The sequence below is a fragment of the Rhizobium cauense genome, from assembly GCF_019511525.1.
GTDB classification, from domain to species: Bacteria; Pseudomonadota; Alphaproteobacteria; order Rhizobiales; family Rhizobiaceae; genus Rhizobium; species Rhizobium cauense.
Genome location: NZ_JAEUAT010000009.1, coordinates 1 through 15,913, shown reverse-complemented (window position 1 = coordinate 15,913; position 15,913 = coordinate 1). Strand labels below are relative to the sequence as shown.

The following is a 15,913-nucleotide window of genomic DNA, read 5'->3' as shown; positions in this document are numbered from 1 at the left end:
GGTTATCGCCAACCGGCATCCGTTATGACTTGGCTACACTTCTTGCCGACGACCTCTGTCGCCCTGGCCAGGCAATTGACGAGGTTCGCCTCGCCGGGTGCCACGTCGTGGCAGACCCGGGCCGCATCCTCGCCGCATATCTTGGTAACGCTGGCCTGTGCCTCCGACGTTGTTGGATCGAATTCGTCACCTCACCCAGCGTCGTGGTGCAGGTCGGGGAGACCTCGGCCTGGTGCTTCTGCAGGCATTGTTGAATGCTGTTGTTGGCGAGGTTCACGCCTTTGCAGTGCTTCTTGATATCGGTGCTACAGGCTTGGGCGAGCGTCGATACGGCATCTGCAAAGCTGATCGTCTCCGCGCGGACGACGCTGGCGACAACCAACGTCGCCAAGAGCGCGCAACTGAAAATGCGAGATTGTTTCTGCATGCGCTTTCCCTCAGCGATTTCACGGTATTCTGCGGCTTGCTCAATTACCTCAACGAGAAGGCGAATACGGTAGCGCCGCACGATCATCATAGATGCTAGCCAGACGCCCCCTTGGCGCTGATCCCAACGCTAGGTTGCTTAAAACGGGGCGAAAAATCACCTCGTAATATTACGAGTTCCTGGGTGGAAAATTTACGAGGTGAGCGCTCGCCTCTCGGTCAAAGCCTTCTCGAAAGCCCTGCCGTCAGAGACTGAGGCCTTCATACCCGAAAAGTTTCTATCGATAATTCTTGTCTGGGTGCTCGATGCTCCTGCCATGGAACTCGCCGTTCAGCGGTCACCCGGAGTTGGGCCCCGCAGCGGCGAACTTCGCATTCGCGCAGGGTTTCAAGGTTTGAGCAGCGCACTTTTGGATGCCCGACACAGTCCTCGTCCGATCAAAACTCTGTATCGCCCATCCCAGCGGTACCTGCGAGCGCCGCATCCAGCGCGGGGATGAGGTCCGTCGCAATCGCTCGCTTGAGGACGAACGCATCCGCTCCCGCCCGCAAGACTGCGCGGCGGACACTCGGCTCGTCGTGAACGCTGATGGCGATCAGCTTGAGATCGCAAAACTGCTCGCGCAGGCGGCTGATGATATTCGAGCCACTGCCATGTGAAATCGATATGTCTACAACAGCAAGCTCCACGCGCATACGGTCGATGGTCTCGAATAGCGACGGCTCGTCCGCGACCATCACGACCACGCCAAACGTTGTTTCCAATAGACCGCGAATGCCGTCGCTCAAGGCCAGGTGGCGGTCGGCTAGCAGAGCGCAGCGAGGTGACTGGCTAATCGTACCCTCCCTTGGCGGACAGCATAAAAAAATCGGTTGAGGGAACTGAAATGTCACCTCGCAAAAATACGGGTTCTCAGCCCGAAAATTTACGGGGGCCTCAAGCGTTCAGACCGTGACGATGCCGTTCTTGATCGCGAAGTGGAGGAGCTCGGCGCTGTTGCGTAGGCGGTGTGTGTCCATCATCTGGTATTTATGGAATTCCACGGTCCTCGGGGATATCGAGAGCACCGCCGCAATCTCCTTGGCGGATCGTCCCTCGGTCAGCAATTGCAGTATTTCGCGCTGGCGCTGGGTGAGAACCGCATGGCGGGGCTCCGCATCATGTCTGGGGTCGCGCTCAATATCCGTAAGTACCTCCGCGGTCATCGAGGGTGCTATAAAGGTCTTCCCCTTGGATGCGGCGTGGATGGCCATCACCAGTTCGGCTGGTGCCGCGTGCTTCACCACAAAAGCCGAGGCGCCGGCTTCGATCGCGCGACGCGCGTAAGCCGCCGTCTGGTGCATCGTCAGAATGACGATCTTGACCGCCGGATTGTCACGCTTCAAGTGGTAGATCGCCTCGATGCCGTTGAGGTTGGGCATTGAAATGTCGGTGACCACGACGTCGGGTTTGAGCCTCCTTGCGGTGTCGACAAGCGCTCGGCCGTCTTCCACCACGCCGATCAGCTCGAAATCGTCGGCAAGAATACGCTTCAGGCCTTCCGCGATCATTACGTGGTCATCTGCCAGCAGCAACCGTAGCCGTTCCATCGGCCTTCTCCTACAGTGGAACCGACGCGAACACGGTGGTCCCGGTTCCCGTGGCGCTTTCGATCTTGATTGTCCCGCCGACCAATCTGGCGCGTTGTCGCATACTGGCGAGACCGAGGCTCACCTTCCCCGTTACAGCAAGAGAATTGTAGCCTTTGCCATTGTCCTCGATGGTGAGGTTCAACTTGTCACCCTTCCGGACCAGAGATACCCGCACTCGGCTGGCGTCCGCATGACGGCCTACGTTGCGGAGCGCCTCCTGGGCGATGCGAAACAGGCATAAGGCGACTTCCGGCGATATTTTCGTGGTGGAATTCTCGGTATCCAGATGTATGATCGTCCGCTCCAAGGCGGCAAAACGATCACACTCGGCTCGCAGTGCTTCTTCCAGTCCAAGGTCTTCGAGGATCGATGGGTGAAGTCGATAAGACAGCGAGTGCACATCCTCGCTCAGCCGCACCAGCTCCTCACGTATCTCGTACATCGCGGCACTGTCGGCGGGGCTGTCCGCGCTTCGCTCAGCGCGGCCTGCATTGATGGCCAGGACCGCCAGCCTCTGCGTCACATCGTCATGCAGCTCACGCGCAAGCCGCGCCCGCTCGTCTTCGTGAGCATGAATGAGCCGGCCACTAAGCTCCCTTGCCTCCTCCTCCGCTGCCTGCCGGCCGGTGATGTCGACAGCTACGCCGCGCATGCGGCTGGGCTTGCCCGCGGAATCGAATTCCACTCGTCCGCGTGAGGAGACCCACCGAAGGCCGCGCCCCGGCACAGTCAGACGAAACCGCGGCTCGAACTCGCCCCTCTGGGTAAGCGCCTCGCCAACGGCGCGCCAGAACGGCCTACGATCATCGGGATGGACCACTTTGACCAAGCGCTCTAACGTCGTCCCGTCTACGCCGAGGCCGAACAGTTGTCGCCCACTCTCCGACACCCAGATGTCGTTCTTCTGTATATCCCAGACCCATAGGGCGACGTCGGCGGCAATCGCAGCCGTGCTCAGACGCTCCTCGCTGACACTCAACTCTTGCTTCGTCCGTCTCAACCGCCTGCGGTGTTCGAGCAGCGCAACGACGAAGGTCGTTTCGATCAGTAGAAGAGCCAAGACACCGAGGATTTGCCATCGATAGGTTTCATAGAATGTCGGCTCCCTGAACAGCGCAACACTGTGTGCCGGCAGGCGACTTTCGGGTATTCCCCACCGGGCGAGCTCCCGGTCATCGAAGGTCGGCGCGCTCGGGCGGCGGGGAGGTATGTGAATATCCGTTGGCGCCTCGCCGGCGAGCATTCGCAACGAGACATCGGCGGCGTCGCTGGCGAGATCGTCAATTGCCAATAGGGGACCACCAACGATCCCCTTGCCGAGTTGACTGTCAAACAGGCCGAACAACGGAACGCTGGCGGCCTCATGCAATCGCGCGATTACCCGATCCTCTTCGTAAGGTACCCCCGCCGCGTCGACGACCATCAGACCTGACAGGACCGCCGTGCTGGGCGGCAACGCCGCAACGCGGGAAACGATCTGGTCGAACGACATCGCGCTTGAGAATTCGAAGGCAAGCCGGTCCTGGAAGGGCTTGAAAGCCGCCTCGGCTTCCTGCGCCCAGAACCGTTCAAGCGGAGAGCTGCCTATCACGACAAAGACCTTTTTTGTCTCGGGTCGCACCTGCAGTATGTTTTCGACCATTGCCGGCAGGTCGAGACTGACGGTGACTGCAGCGTCATTGGCTGTGAGAGAGCTGGCCTTCAACACGCGCTCGTCCAGAGCCGTGAAAAGGGTGGGGGTCGAGGGGAACAGTTCGCTGCGGTGAGCCTGGGCAAATCGTGTGGCAGCGCCCCCGATAGTCACGACAAGCTTCGGCGGTCGTGCCCTGACCAGAGCGGTGAGGTAATCCACGAACGGGTCGTTCTGCTGGTCGGCAGAAAAGCGTGCGGTTTCAAGCGATGCCTCGTAGATATCAATCGGCTTTGGGGAACGACTAATAAGATCAACGCGAAAGGCGCTCGAGAAGGCGTTGAACGGGGAAAATCGCGCGCCGAACGAATGCAGCAACAGCACCCGTTGCGGCTCTACAGCTCCCCCAACACCGCTGTTAAGGCACAACAGCAGTACCAACCAGAAATGGCGGCGAGACGTCCTCCAGATCTTCCCTTTATCTATTATGATGCTTGCGCCGACACGATGTGTGCCCCCCTCACGGCGAAAACGCCTCCGATAGTCGCCAGTCCACCCCACCGCCGTATAAACTAACATCAGCGCGTGCGAGCGCAACCCGCTAATGCACGTCAAAATGGCGGCCCGACCTACGCTGACCCTCTCGGCCGGCGTAAGGCCGCGTTCGCCCCAACATTTGATGCGAAAATTCGAAGAATTCACGATTCGAATGACTTTTTGATTGCGGCAATGAGCGCAGCTCCTGCAAACGGCTTCTGCAAATACGCGATGCATCCTTTCCGTTCGGCGACTTCCCTCAGCCGCTCGTCTTCGAGGGCCGTGATGAATATTGTTGGCAGCTTTAAACCACTGTTGTTTAACTTTCGCTGGAGTTCGATACCGGACATGCCTTCTAGGTCGATATCCGATACGAGGCATTCAATCGCAACGTCGGGGTCTCTGTCGAAAAAGGCCTCTGCCGATGCGTATTCGACGGCCGCAAATCCATAAGCATTTAGGAGACGCGAGACACTTCGGCGTACGCTTTCGTCATCATCGATGACGGCCACTATACGACGCTTGTTTTCCACCCCTGCCCTCCACCCGTGAAAGCGCGCGAGACCAGGCATTACTTTAGGCGTGTTGGCTGCTGCGGAATATTGCCCTAAGGGGAAGGGGAACCAATCATGGCTCTGACCGTCCGTCCGGATGGTCGACGAACCCGGCATTGGCCGCAATCATGACCACGTCTGCCAGAGAACGAGCCCCAAGTTTTTCCATCACCTGGTGGCGGTGAACCTTCACCGTCCGCTCCGAAATACCAAGTGAAAACGCGATCTGTTTATTGAGCTTTCCACGAATGAGCAATTCAAAGACGCTGTTTTCGCGAAGGCTGAGGCTTTTTACCCGCGCTTGCTGCGCAAGTACGCGCTCATGCTGCGCCCGTCTGCTTGCAGATCGAGCAAGTGCTTGTTCGATCGCCCTGATCAGGACAGCTGGGGAAGCTGGCTTTTCAAGGAAATCTTCAGCGCCGCACTTCATCGCCTCGACACTTGCCTTGATGTCACCCTGCCCAGTGAGGAAGACGATCGGTAGAAGAGGCGCATGGGTTCGAAGTTCCTTCTGGATTTGTAAGCCGGAATGCTGCGGCATTTGCAGATCAAGGAGGACACAGCCCGTCGCTCCGTCTGCCAGGCACGCAAGCAACTCGGCACCTGACGAAAATCCGGTGACTGTATGACCGTAGGCGCAAAGCAGTCTTTCAGTAGCCGTACGATAGGATTGGTCGTCATCGACGATGTAGACCGTTGGTTTCATTAGCCTCTTTCCTCCCGACCAGAGGCAGATCCATGCGAAAGATCGCTCCACCCTCAGGCCTGTTGTAAGCAGAGATCGCTCCGCCGTAAGTCTCGACAATCGCCCGGGCTATGGAAAGACCGAGTCCCGTTCCTTCCTGTTTTGTGGTGTAGAAGGGCTCAAAGATTGTTGGCAGTGCGTCTTCGGGAATGCCTGTTCCCGTATCGGCAACGCAGAGAGCCGCTCTGTCATTTGCAACGCCTGTTGCAAACGTCAGCGTCTTTCCGGTCGGGCCAGTCCCCGACATGGCGTCCATCGCATTCGTTGCCAAGTTAAGGACCACCTGCTGGACGTGGACCCTGTCGGCGCGAACTGGCAGCCTGCCCTCCGGCTCAGTCGCTCTCAAAGATATCCCTCGCCGCTCAGCCTCAGAGCGAATGATGTGGATGGCACTTGAGGTGATGTCGTTGAGATCGAACTCCTGCCAGTCGATCTCGCGTCTTTTCTTTAGCAGCCCTCTCATCCTGCTGATGATATCGCCCGCCCTCCGATCGTCTTCCTGAATGTCCGCAAGGATCTGCTGGATCAGCTGCAAGTCGGGGTTTCCGGATCGAAGCAATTCAGAAGCAGCCTCGGCGTTATTTCGAATGGCTGAGAGGGGTTGGTTGAGCTCGTGGGCTATCGATGAAGACAAGGCGCCCGCTGTCGCAGACTGGTTCAAGTGAACCGCTTCCATCAAATGGATCCGAGCTCGGCTTTCTGCTGCTTGGCGACGACGCCGCTCAAGCAAAAGAACCGCAATCGCGCTTGCTTGCATGACTACGACACCAAAGGTAGCACTTACTATCGGCCAATGTTCCTCCCAGAGGCTCTTTTCCCGATGCACCGTAATGGTGCCGGGTGGCAGATCGCTTGGCGAAAGACCCCAGCGTTGGAGCTGCCGAAAGTCTGCAAAGTAAGTCTGAGGCGCATCTACATTTTGAGCAGGCTTCCCAGCAATGGCATCTAGAACAAGATTGCCTACAGTTTGGCCGAGAGCATCGAACGTAACGGTACTGCCGCCGACGACACCGTGATCGAGGTAGGTTTCGTAAGGTCCATAGACGGGGGCGTTGGCAGTCATGGCAATCTGCCTCAGGGCCTCCCTAGGTATGAAGTTGCGCCCGTCTCGATCCTTGAAAACCGTCAATGCCAATATGATGCTGTCTGCCGGTACGCGAGCTGCCCGGTCGACGAATTCATCGATCGTCAAGTCCTCCAGATAAGTGGTTTCATAAAACGCTGAGAATTCGCTCAGGGCGTTACGTGCGGATGCCAGCCACTCACGATCGAAATCCGAAGATCCTCCGACTATGAAGAGGTGGCGAGCGCTTGGCTGGAGACTGCGGGCCATCTGCGCGGTTTTGAGAATGTCGAAGATCGAAAAGGCGCCGAGAACGTCCTTGGACAGTCCAATTTTGTCTGCGGCGGAGCTGCCAAACCCAGCGACGACGATTTTCGCGCCTGGTGCGATCGAGTTGCGGTTTTTGCCGATGAAGCTTGCGGATTCCTTTCCAAGTGCTACCACGACGTCTGGACGATGATCGGCGTACTTCTCTGCCAGATAAGCCCCCATCCGGGCGACATGCTCGGGCTCTGGAAATCGCGACAGATCGAGGAACTCGGAAAACAGGTCGATCTTGCTGTTCGTCGCCTGAATCAGACGCGCGCGCAGGGCCTCTCCCGCAACCGTCGTTGCGACAATTCTTTCGTCATAGGGATAAAGAATGAGAACACGCGGAACCCGGCCAGCCATTGGCAAGGCTTGGGAGGCAGCCTCCCCACCGCCGGAGAGGATACACAAGGCTACTGCGAGCCGCAAGCCAGCATACCGAGATCGAATGAATGCTCCGCCCCAACACATTCGTCCGCCTCCCAAAGGCTTGCCAAGCTTAACAGCTCTTCACTGTAGTGTCACCTGCCGGAATACTACTGTTGATTGCCCGAGGCTTCGATTCCCTTAAGGGCAATATCGGGCGATTCCATCATGGGATAGAATTTGTTCCGGTCGGCTGGAGGCACCCCACTCCCCGCATCATGAAATCTTTTGGAAAGCACCATGGCTGAATTGCGTCCATGAGGACCGGCATCATCGAACCAGGCATCCTTTGAAAGGATTTGAAATGAGAAGCAGAACCGTTTTTGGCTGCATCGCAGCCTTGGCAACGACGACGATGCTCTTGGGCGTGTCATCGCCGATACAAGCCCAGGAAAGTCAACGTAAGCCAAACATCCTGTTCATCGTTTCGGATGACACGGGGCTTGGTGACCTCGGCGCCTATGGCGGTGGCGAGGGCCGTGGCATGCCCACTCCAAACATCGACAGGTTGGCCGAGGAAGGGATGACCTTCTTTTCGTTCTATGCCCAGCCCAGCTGTACCCCTGGACGTGCTGCAATGCAGACGGGCCGGATCCCGAACCGCAGCGGCATGACGACAGTTGCGTTCCAGGGCCAGGGCGGTGGCTTGCCCGCTGCAGAATGGACGCTCGGATCCGTCCTTAAGCGGGGTGGCTACCATACCTATTTCACCGGCAAGTGGCATTTGGGCGAGGCCGATTATGCCTTGCCGAATGCCCAAGGCTACGACGAAATGCGTTACACCGGCCTCTACCACCTCAACGCTTACACTTACGGTGACCCTACCTGGTTCCCGGACATGGACCCGAAATTACGCGAGATGTTCCAGCGGGTCACCAAGGGAGCGCTTTCCGGCAAGGCCGGTGGCCCGGTGACGGAAGACTTCAAGATCAACGGTCAGTATGTCGACACACCCGTTATCGACGGCAAGGAAGGCGTGGTTGGCATTCCGTACTTCGACAGTTACGTCGAAAAGGCGGCATTGGAATTCCTCGACGAAGCTGCAAAGAAGCCGGACGAACCTTTCTACATCAACGTAAACTTTATGAAGGTTCACCAGCCAAACATGCCGGCACCCGAGTTCGAGCACAAATCGCTGTCTAAGAGCAAATATGCGGACTCGGTTGTGGAACTCGATACGCGTATCGGCCGGATCATGGACAAGCTCCGCGAGACCGGTATGGACCGAAACACTCTGGTTTTCTACACAACGGATAATGGCGCTTGGCAGGACGTCTATCCTGATGCCGGATACACACCTTTGCGAGGCACGAAAGGTACGCTCCGTGAGGGCGGCAACAGGGTTCCCGCAATCGCCGTGTGGCCGGGCAAGATTAAACCGCGCACCAAAAACCACGACATCGTCGGCGGACTAGACTTGATGGCAACCTTTGCTTCGGTCGGTGGCATTCCCCTGCCGGATAAAGATCGCGAGGACAAGCCGATCATTTTCGACAGCTTCGACATGACGCCGATCCTTCTTGGCACCGGCAAGTCGGACCGCAAATCATGGTTCTACTTCACCGAAAACGAACTCTCGCCTGGCGCGATACGGGTAAACAACTACAAGTTTGCGTTCAACATTCGCGGTGACGATGGCGCTACAACCGGGGGGTTGGCGGTTGACTCCAACCTCGGCTGGAAGGGACCGGACAAGTACGTTGCAACTGTACCGCAGGTCTTTGACCTCTGGCAGGACCCCCAGGAACGCTATGACATCTTCATGAACAACTTTACTGAGCGGACGTGGATGGGCGTCGTGATGGGTGAGGAATTGAAGAAGATCATGGCGACATATGTCCAGTATCCTCCGCGCAAGCTGCAGAGCATGGGCTATACCGGGCCAATCACCATCTCGAACTACCAACGGTTCCAGTGGGTCCGGGATGAGCTTGCGAAGGAAGGCGTTAACATCACGCTACCGAGCGGAAACTGAACCGATGTGGCGGCCTGATCGGCCGCCACATCCCGAAGCGCATCCGCCCTTTAAGAGGAGTGTCGAAATGCAGGCCACTCGTCGAAAATTTCTGACATCTTCGCGAAACAGCATTCTTGCTATCGCCCTCATCACGGTGCTGGCCGAAACCACAACGTCTATGGCGCAGACTGATCCACTGCCGTCCTGGAGCGACACTGCACCAAAAGCTGCCATCATTTCCTTCGTCGACAGGGTGACAAGACAGGGTTCCCCAGATTTCGTGCCGAGTCCGGATCGGATTGCGGTGTTCGACAATGATGGAACACTATGGGTCGAGCATCCGATGTACACCCAGCTTGCCTTCGCGCTCGATCGCGTCAAGACGCTCGCCCCGCAGCACCCGGATTGGCAGGAAAAACAGCCATTCAAGGCCGTGCTTGATGGCGACCTGAAGGCTCTCGCCGCATCTGGCGAAAAGGGCTTGCTGGAACTTATCATGGTGACCCACGCGGGCATGACGACCGCGGATTTCCAGAAGGTCGTCACGGATTGGCTGTCAACAGCACGAGATCCAAGGTTCAAGCGACCATACACAGAACTTGTCTATCAGCCCATGGTCGAACTCCTGACGTATCTGCGTGCCAACGGCTTCAAGACCTTCATCGTCTCTGGCGGCGGCGTGGAATTCATGCGCCCTTGGGCGGAACAAGTTTACGGCGTGCCGCCAGAGCAAGTGGTCGGGTCTTCGATCAAAACCGAGTTTCGGATGGAGGATGATACGCCGACCTTATACCGGCTGCCAAAGGTCAATTTCATTGACGACAAGGCGGGCAAACCGGTTGGGATCAACGAGGCAATCGGGCGAAGGCCAATTGCCGCCTTCGGCAACTCTGATGGGGATCTCGAAATGCTGCAGTGGACGACTATGGCAGGGGCGCCTGCGCGCCTCGGAATGCTCGTTCATCACACCGATGCGGAACGCGAATACGCCTATGACCGAAACACCGACTTCGGGCGGTTGGACAAGGCGCTCGACGCTGCGGCGATCACCGGCTGGACCGTCATCGACATGAAGGCGGACTGGAAGCAGGTCTTTAAGCAGTGAGCGCTCCATGCCGCGGCGCGCCGAGCAGGGATGGCACTTCTATCTTTCCTGCATAGGAGGGCATTGTCATGCACATCAATCGCATTGCCACGGGGATCATCGTCGGAGGCCTTGCCCTTAGTGCGGCCAGTGCGCAGGACACTCCAAGAAAGACCCATGTGCAGCTCGAAAAGGCCATCGGTGTCGTCACCCCAACGGGTCCGGTTCCTTCGCTGGCTATTATCAACGCGGCTGGTGCGAAAATTGAAAAGGGGAAGCTCTTTCTCAGTGGCGTGGCCTCCAATTCAATCGAGTTCGCCGACCGTCCTGTTCGAGCTGCCGGGCATGTGATGACCGACCAATTCATAATGCAATGGGACGATGGAAGAGGCGATTTTGCCATCGATCCTCCGAACGCCACAGTCTCCGTGCTGGGAGGCGATGGGGCAGATGTGAGCGACGCTGTCGTCACGCTGAAAACTCAAAACCTGATGGCACGACGCTTACATTTGATATCACCGTACTGGAAGGCAATCTCAGCGGCGCAACTGGCCCAGCCGCGCTGTTCATCGACCATTTTGACGGTGGAGGATGAGGATTTGGCGGCGGTGGCTTTGGCGGCGGCGGTTTCCATGGCGGCAGCTTTGGCGGAAGAGATTTTGCCGGTGGAGACTTCCGCGGTGGGTTCCAGGACAATAACGTGCGGATAGGTGACACGATCAACCGCGTAGGAGGGAGCTATTGGCAAGCGCCGGTCTACCACGGGGCCTGGTACCGCGGCGCGCCTGTCGCAGCAGGCGTTGCAGGAGTTGCTATCGGCGCAGCAGCAGCACGGCCCTACTACTATAACTCCTACTACAACAATCAGCAGTGCGGGTATTATCCCTTCCCACCCTGTTATTGAGGTTTGGAATCACTATTCCGGCAAGGCCTGTTTGGAGGATTTAAGTGACAACGATCTTTGGGCCCGCAGCGGTGTGGAGGTTGGTTCTACCCGTTGTTTTGATGCTTACGATCTCTGAACTCAATACCCTTGCCGAGAGTGCTCCAGCCTATGATTCTCGCGTAAAAATTCATGATGGCTACGTCGACGAGAAGGCTTGCGGATCCTGCCATCGCGATCAAGCCGAAGCCTTCAAGGGATCTCACCACGCAAACGCCATGGCGGTTGCGGACGCCACGACGGTCCGCGGGGATTTCAACGACGTCAGTTATGAGCACGACGGCATCGTCACAACCTTTCATCGCCGCGACGGCCGCTTCTTCGTGCGAACGGAAGGGTCGGACGGAGCGGAGGCGGAGTTTCAGGTCCGATACACCTTTGCCTACGAACCGCTTCAGCAATATCTCGTGGAAACGGGGGGCGGGCGACTGCAGGCTCTAGATGTGGCATGGGACACCACAAAAAAAGAATGGTTTTGGCTCGGCAATCACCCGCCACCCAAACCTGGCTCGACCTTCCACTGGACTGGCCCGTTTTATCGTTGGAACCGCACCTGCATTGACTGCCACTCCACGGATCCCAAGGCAGGTTTTCAACCCGAGCACAACGGGTACCAGTCAACTTTCGTCGCTACGAGCATCGGTTGTCAGTCCTGTCATGGGCCAGGCGCAACCCACGTGGCATGGGCGGAAAGTACTCAGGGGAATGCATCTGGAAAAACAGGCGGCCCTGGACTTTCCAAAGTCGATGCAGACGTATGTCTTGCCTGTCATTCCAGACGAACTCGTCTCCGAGATGGCTACGAGCCCGGAAAGCCCTTTCTCGATTTCTTCTCACCGGCGTTACTCAGGAGCGACTTGTATTTTCCTGACGGGCAAATCCTCGACGAAGTCTTCGAGTATGGTTCATTTCAGCAAAGCAAGATGGCAGCGGCGGGAGTGACGTGTCTCGATTGTCACCGGCCCCATGACGCGGGTTTGAAGGCCGAAGGCAATGCGATCTGCACCCAATGTCATACGCAGATAAAGCCTGATCGATTCGCTAAGGAGGATCCAAGCGGCCTTTTCGATCACCCTTCCCATACCCACCATGCAGTCGGATCAAATGGCGCTCAATGCGCTAATTGCCATATGCCCGAAAGGGTATACATGAAGGTTGACCCAAGACGGGACCATTCCTTTGTCATCCCGCGGCCGGATCTTTCTGAACGTCTCGGCACCCCCAATGCTTGTACGACCTGCCATGCTGGCAGGAGCAACGCGTGGGCTAGCAAGACGATGGATGACTGGTACGGAACGTTATGGCGTGAGCGGCTGTCCATGGCCCATGCCTTCGCTAGTACAGCCAACGATCCTCAGAGCATGGTGAAGGCGCTGCGCGCACTCCTAGACGACAGGGACCAGCCCGGAATCGTCCGTGGTAGCGCCATCGTCAGATTGACCCAGATGAGTGGTACGAACGAGGCTGGCGCGGTACGCAAGGCCTCGGCAGATCCCAACCCGCTAGTAAGACTTGGCGCCGCGGAGGCCGCGGCCAATCTTCCTGCAGATCAACGGCTTCAGGCAATTGGTGCGTTGCTCGGCGATGAGACGCGCGCGGTCCGAGTGGCCGCAGCAAACGCCTTGGCGACTACCCCCTTCTCGCTCTTGGACTATAGACGGGAAGCCTTCAGGAAAGCAGTCAGCGACCTCCGATCCTACGTGGATGCGAATGCCGACTTTGCCGAGGTTCAAAGCAACTACGGCTTTTTCCTAGTTGGCCAACAAAGACCTGGAGACGCGGAAGCCGCCTTCCAACGCGCAATTTCACTTGACCCGACGCTATCCGGATCACACGTGAACCTCGCAGAGTTTTACCGCGTTACCGGCCAAAACGATAAATCCGTGGCGACCTACGCCCAGGCCATCATGGTCTCTCCCGAACGCGCTGACCTTCGATATGGACATGCCCTTTCCCTGGTCCGCCAGAAAGACCTGCAAGGTGCCATTGCGGAGCTGGAAGAGGCGGTTCGGCTCGAGCCGACGCAGTCGCGCTACAAGATTACCCTCGCCGTTGCGCTCGATTCAGCCGGGAAAACAGAGGACGCCTTGAAGCGATTGGGCGAGTGGACAAGCGTATCGCCTGATTTCGACGCCACAGAGCTTGGGCTGCGATACAGCCTTAAACTCCGAAGGCTGACCGAGGCTTTAGAATTCGCAGAACAAATGGCGCAACAGAGGCCAGACGATCGGGAGGTTCTCGCCATGCTCGAACAACTGCGGAAGGCTGCCTACCCAAAGTAGGAGTGCCATCTTGCTCGGAGAAACTTCCTGTTGCACAATTGACCAAGCTGGGACAGCAAGGGAGATTCGGGGGATTCTCATGAGAGCCATTCATTTTCATGCGGCTGCATTACTTGCTTGTACCTTCGTCACGACCATCGGAAACGCGGCAGATCTGACGCCGCTGGTCCCGGATGCGAAAACCGTTGAAACCAGAAGCGGGTGGGAGTTTACGATCGCGCCATATTTTTGGGCCGCAGGTATCTCTGGTAACGTCAGGCAGTTTGGGCTCCCCGAAGTCGATATTGACGCTGATTTTGGCGACATTCTCGATAAACTCGATTTCGCTTTCATGGCGACGGCTGAAGCAAGATACGACCGCTTCAGCCTCGTGGGAGATGTCGTCTACGTAAAGCTCGGTGCAGATGCTCATACTCCGCGCGGGCTATTGGCCAACAGTGTGGGTGTAACGGCGGAGACTTTTGCGGGCTTAGTGGGCGCTGGTTACGCGGTGCTCGAAGATCAGCACGGGCATCTTGACATCGTCGGCGGTGTAAAGGTCTGGTCCGTCGAAACCAACATTTCATTCAACGGTGGGATCTTGGCCGGCGTCGCGCGGGATGACAGCGCCACCTGGGTTGATGCTGTTGTCGGATTTCGCGGAAACTACTTTTTCACACCTGAAACTTACGTTACCGGTTGGGGTCTGGTCGGCGGTGGTGGCGCTGACATCGATTGGGACGTCGGCGTTGGACTCGGGTACAAGTTCAACGAAACCATTTCCGCGGTTGCCGGATATCGGGCACTCGGCGTTGACTACAGCAACGATGGCTTCGTCTTCGATGTCGTCCAGCAAGGGCCAATTATTGGAGTTTCGTTCCACTTCTAAGTGTGATCTGAACGAAGCCTCTCAATGCGCTCGCATGCATGCGACTTGCGTTGCCGCCAGGACGGGAGCAGGAATAAGACAAACCTGCCGGTGGTGAGTCAAGCTGCACAGAGCGCTCTGGCGCCCATTTTTAGTAGAAAGGTCCTCATCTTTCGACTTGGGAGGCCGGGGACGGGTCTAGAAGCGTCCCAGGACGAAGCGCGGGCAGCGTTCACTTGACGCAGGGGCTTAAGCCGTTGGCAGCCAGCAGCCTATCCTAATAGTGCTCGACCATCCGCATAGCCTCGCGGCCTTCGACTTAATAGCCTTGGTGGGGAAGCAGGCGCATTGGCACTTCCCATGCCCCGACCACCAGAGCCACTGGTCTTTCGTGAGGCCGTATGGCCTGCTGGTAGAGCGCGATAATGCGGTTCCCGTGCATCCTTGGCGATCTCGGTTAGCATTGTACGCAGAGCCGAGGAGTACTGTTTCCCTGCCGACAGCCTCAGAGCGACGGCCGGCAGTTCAATCTTTGTTCCCTTGGGCTTTGAAGCCAGCTTGGCGATGGAGTAACGGAGCATCACTCCTTCCAAGAGAAAAGTCGCCTTCCGTGGCGGCTTTGATGATGTCCGCAGCCTAGTTGATCGCGATTAGTCACATTTGTCTTCTGCACCCGTCGCCGCAGCGGTCTTGTCACCCTTCTGCTGAGCGGTAACGTCTTGGCCCGAAGTGGCAAGATTGGCGCTTCCTTCCATGGGAAGGGCACTGCCATCTTTTTGCGGGCTCTTTGGAGCCGCATCAGCGCTGGTTTTAGTCGTGCCTGTCGTGGATTCCGTTTTAACCTGTCCGGATCCGCCCTCCAGCGGAGCATGGGTTCCGTCTTTCGCTATGCCCGCGCGCGCCTGATTGCTCGTGGAGCCCGTCGTTTCCTGACAGTCGGCCCAACCCGGCGCGTAGCTGAAGGCTACCAAGGCGATCGCAGCTGCTTCATGGCTACTCCTCCGTTGCCAATGAAGTTTAACCAGCGCGAAGGCCCATTGTTCCAAGGCTGATGAGCCGCCTCGACCCTCCCTCAACTCCTCGAAAATCTCCGGTCCGAGATTGATCTCGTCCTGACAGCGCGTGAGCTTGGAAAGATCGATATCGCCGCCGATGTGGATGGTGATGTGAGGCTGGCGCTTCATGGCGATGATACAGGTCTACTGCCCGCCTGCCCCAGCCTTCCGGAGACATCTGGCAGGTTCCATGAGCAACCCTCCGCCTCGACCGACCTCTCGGCCCGAAATTGAAGGAGGTCGCTTCTTCCACTGGTGGAGATAAGATCCACCCTCATCGCGGAACTTATCGGCGCACTAGGACGTGGACTCGCAAACTGAATTGATCCAAATTCTTGTCGCAACGAGTTTCAGTGCAGCAAGGTAATTGTCAGGGCGGCGGTCGTAGCGCGTGGCCAAGCCCCGCATGTGTTTGATACGATT

13 protein-coding genes and 2 pseudogenes are annotated in these 15,913 nt (G+C 57.5%); 6 read left to right on the top strand and 9 right to left on the bottom strand.

All coding sequences use genetic code 11. From position 1 onward, the window contains the following. Window positions 1-22: 22 nt before the first annotated feature. Complete coding sequence (locus JNB88_RS34635) at window positions 23-298, bottom strand: hypothetical protein (protein WP_420832199.1); 276 nt, start codon at window positions 296-298, stop codon at window positions 23-25. Here JNB88_RS34635 and JNB88_RS34630 point away from each other — a divergent pair. After that, the gene (locus JNB88_RS34630; RefSeq protein ID WP_420832200.1) at window positions 233-526 is read left to right on the top strand and encodes a hypothetical protein; all 294 of its coding nucleotides are present in this window, start codon (window positions 233-235) and stop codon (window positions 524-526) included. The genes JNB88_RS34635 and JNB88_RS34630 overlap by 66 nt on opposite strands. Before the next feature lie 338 nt (window positions 527-864). On the opposite strand, the gene JNB88_RS17755 is transcribed toward JNB88_RS34630, so the two are convergent. The 6 genes from JNB88_RS17755 to JNB88_RS17730 form a co-directional block, all read right to left on the bottom strand. Then, window positions 865-1,320 carry a response regulator gene (locus JNB88_RS17755; RefSeq protein ID WP_338111006.1) on the bottom strand — a complete coding sequence of 152 codons (456 nt, stop codon included), beginning with the start codon at window positions 1,318-1,320 and terminating at the stop codon, window positions 865-867. Window positions 1,321-1,371: 51 nt separating this feature from the next. Continuing rightward, the gene (locus JNB88_RS17750) at window positions 1,372-2,016 is read right to left on the bottom strand and encodes a response regulator (protein WP_220356587.1); all 645 of its coding nucleotides are present in this window, start codon (window positions 2,014-2,016) and stop codon (window positions 1,372-1,374) included. Window positions 2,017-2,026: 10 nt separating this feature from the next. Further along, window positions 2,027-4,072, bottom strand: a complete 2,046-nt coding sequence (locus JNB88_RS17745; protein ID WP_220356586.1) for a PAS domain-containing protein — start codon at window positions 4,070-4,072, stop codon at window positions 2,027-2,029. A 314-nt stretch (window positions 4,073-4,386) separates the two neighbouring features. Continuing rightward, a complete protein-coding gene (locus tag JNB88_RS17740) occupies window positions 4,387-4,758 on the bottom strand; it encodes a response regulator transcription factor (protein WP_220356585.1) in 372 nt (123 codons plus the stop codon). Window positions 4,759-4,852: 94 nt separating this feature from the next. Beyond that, window positions 4,853-5,485, bottom strand: a complete 633-nt coding sequence (locus JNB88_RS17735; RefSeq protein ID WP_220356584.1) for a response regulator transcription factor — start codon at window positions 5,483-5,485, stop codon at window positions 4,853-4,855. Further along, the gene (locus JNB88_RS17730) at window positions 5,457-7,259 is read right to left on the bottom strand and encodes a sensor histidine kinase (protein ID WP_223217250.1); all 1,803 of its coding nucleotides are present in this window, start codon (window positions 7,257-7,259) and stop codon (window positions 5,457-5,459) included. The genes JNB88_RS17735 and JNB88_RS17730 overlap by 29 nt, the downstream gene beginning before the upstream one ends. Before the next feature lie 418 nt (window positions 7,260-7,677). Here JNB88_RS17730 and JNB88_RS17725 point away from each other — a divergent pair, with 418 nt between their 5' ends. The 5 genes and pseudogenes from JNB88_RS17725 to JNB88_RS17705 all read left to right on the top strand — a co-directional run bounded on the left by JNB88_RS17725 (window position 7,678) and on the right by JNB88_RS17705 (window position 14,456). After that, the gene (locus tag JNB88_RS17725) at window positions 7,678-9,297 is read left to right on the top strand and encodes an arylsulfatase (RefSeq protein ID WP_420832198.1); all 1,620 of its coding nucleotides are present in this window, start codon (window positions 7,678-7,680) and stop codon (window positions 9,295-9,297) included. A gap of 67 nt (window positions 9,298-9,364) precedes the next feature. Continuing rightward, entirely contained in the window at window positions 9,365-10,384 is a 1,020-nt protein-coding gene (locus JNB88_RS17720; RefSeq protein ID WP_220356581.1) for an HAD family hydrolase, read from the top strand. Window positions 10,385-10,452: 68 nt separating this feature from the next. Further along, a pseudogene (locus JNB88_RS34625) lies at window positions 10,453-11,267 on the top strand (hypothetical protein). A 101-nt stretch (window positions 11,268-11,368) separates the two neighbouring features. Then, window positions 11,369-13,588, top strand: coding sequence for a tetratricopeptide repeat protein (locus JNB88_RS17710; RefSeq protein ID WP_220356794.1), 2,220 nt, complete (start codon window positions 11,369-11,371; stop codon window positions 13,586-13,588). Between the two features lie 79 nt (window positions 13,589-13,667). Then, complete coding sequence (locus JNB88_RS17705) at window positions 13,668-14,456, top strand: hypothetical protein (protein ID WP_220356793.1); 789 nt, start codon at window positions 13,668-13,670, stop codon at window positions 14,454-14,456. Window positions 14,457-15,085: 629 nt separating this feature from the next. Here the strand turns inward: JNB88_RS17705 and JNB88_RS17700 are convergent. Together JNB88_RS17700 and JNB88_RS17695 are read right to left on the bottom strand one after the other, a co-directional pair. Continuing rightward, window positions 15,086-15,619: a hypothetical protein gene (locus tag JNB88_RS17700; RefSeq protein ID WP_220356580.1), complete on the bottom strand. Its 534-nt coding sequence runs from the start codon at window positions 15,617-15,619 to the stop codon at window positions 15,086-15,088. Between the two features lie 168 nt (window positions 15,620-15,787). Continuing rightward, window positions 15,788-15,913 (bottom strand): annotated as a pseudogene (locus JNB88_RS17695) (IS5/IS1182 family transposase); the annotation flags it as partial.

What these genes read in the sequence shown, in the direction of transcription:
- JNB88_RS17750 (WP_220356587.1), bottom strand. Translation starts at nt 2,016, where the DNA reads ATGGAACGGCTACGGTTGCTGCTGGCAGATGACCACGTAATGATCGCG.
- JNB88_RS17735 (WP_220356584.1), bottom strand. Translation starts at nt 5,485, where the DNA reads ATGAAACCAACGGTCTACATCGTCGATGACGACCAATCCTATCGTACG.
- JNB88_RS17730 (WP_223217250.1), bottom strand. Translation starts at nt 7,259, where the DNA reads ATGGCTGGCCGGGTTCCGCGTGTTCTCATTCTTTATCCCTATGACGAA.
- JNB88_RS17725 (WP_420832198.1), top strand. Translation starts at nt 7,678, where the DNA reads ATGCTCTTGGGCGTGTCATCGCCGATACAAGCCCAGGAAAGTCAACGT.
- JNB88_RS17720 (WP_220356581.1), top strand. Translation starts at nt 9,365, where the DNA reads ATGCAGGCCACTCGTCGAAAATTTCTGACATCTTCGCGAAACAGCATT.
- JNB88_RS17710 (WP_220356794.1), top strand. Translation starts at nt 11,369, where the DNA reads ATGCTTACGATCTCTGAACTCAATACCCTTGCCGAGAGTGCTCCAGCC.
- JNB88_RS17705 (WP_220356793.1), top strand. Translation starts at nt 13,668, where the DNA reads ATGAGAGCCATTCATTTTCATGCGGCTGCATTACTTGCTTGTACCTTC.
- JNB88_RS17700 (WP_220356580.1), bottom strand. Translation starts at nt 15,619, where the DNA reads ATGAAGCGCCAGCCTCACATCACCATCCACATCGGCGGCGATATCGAT.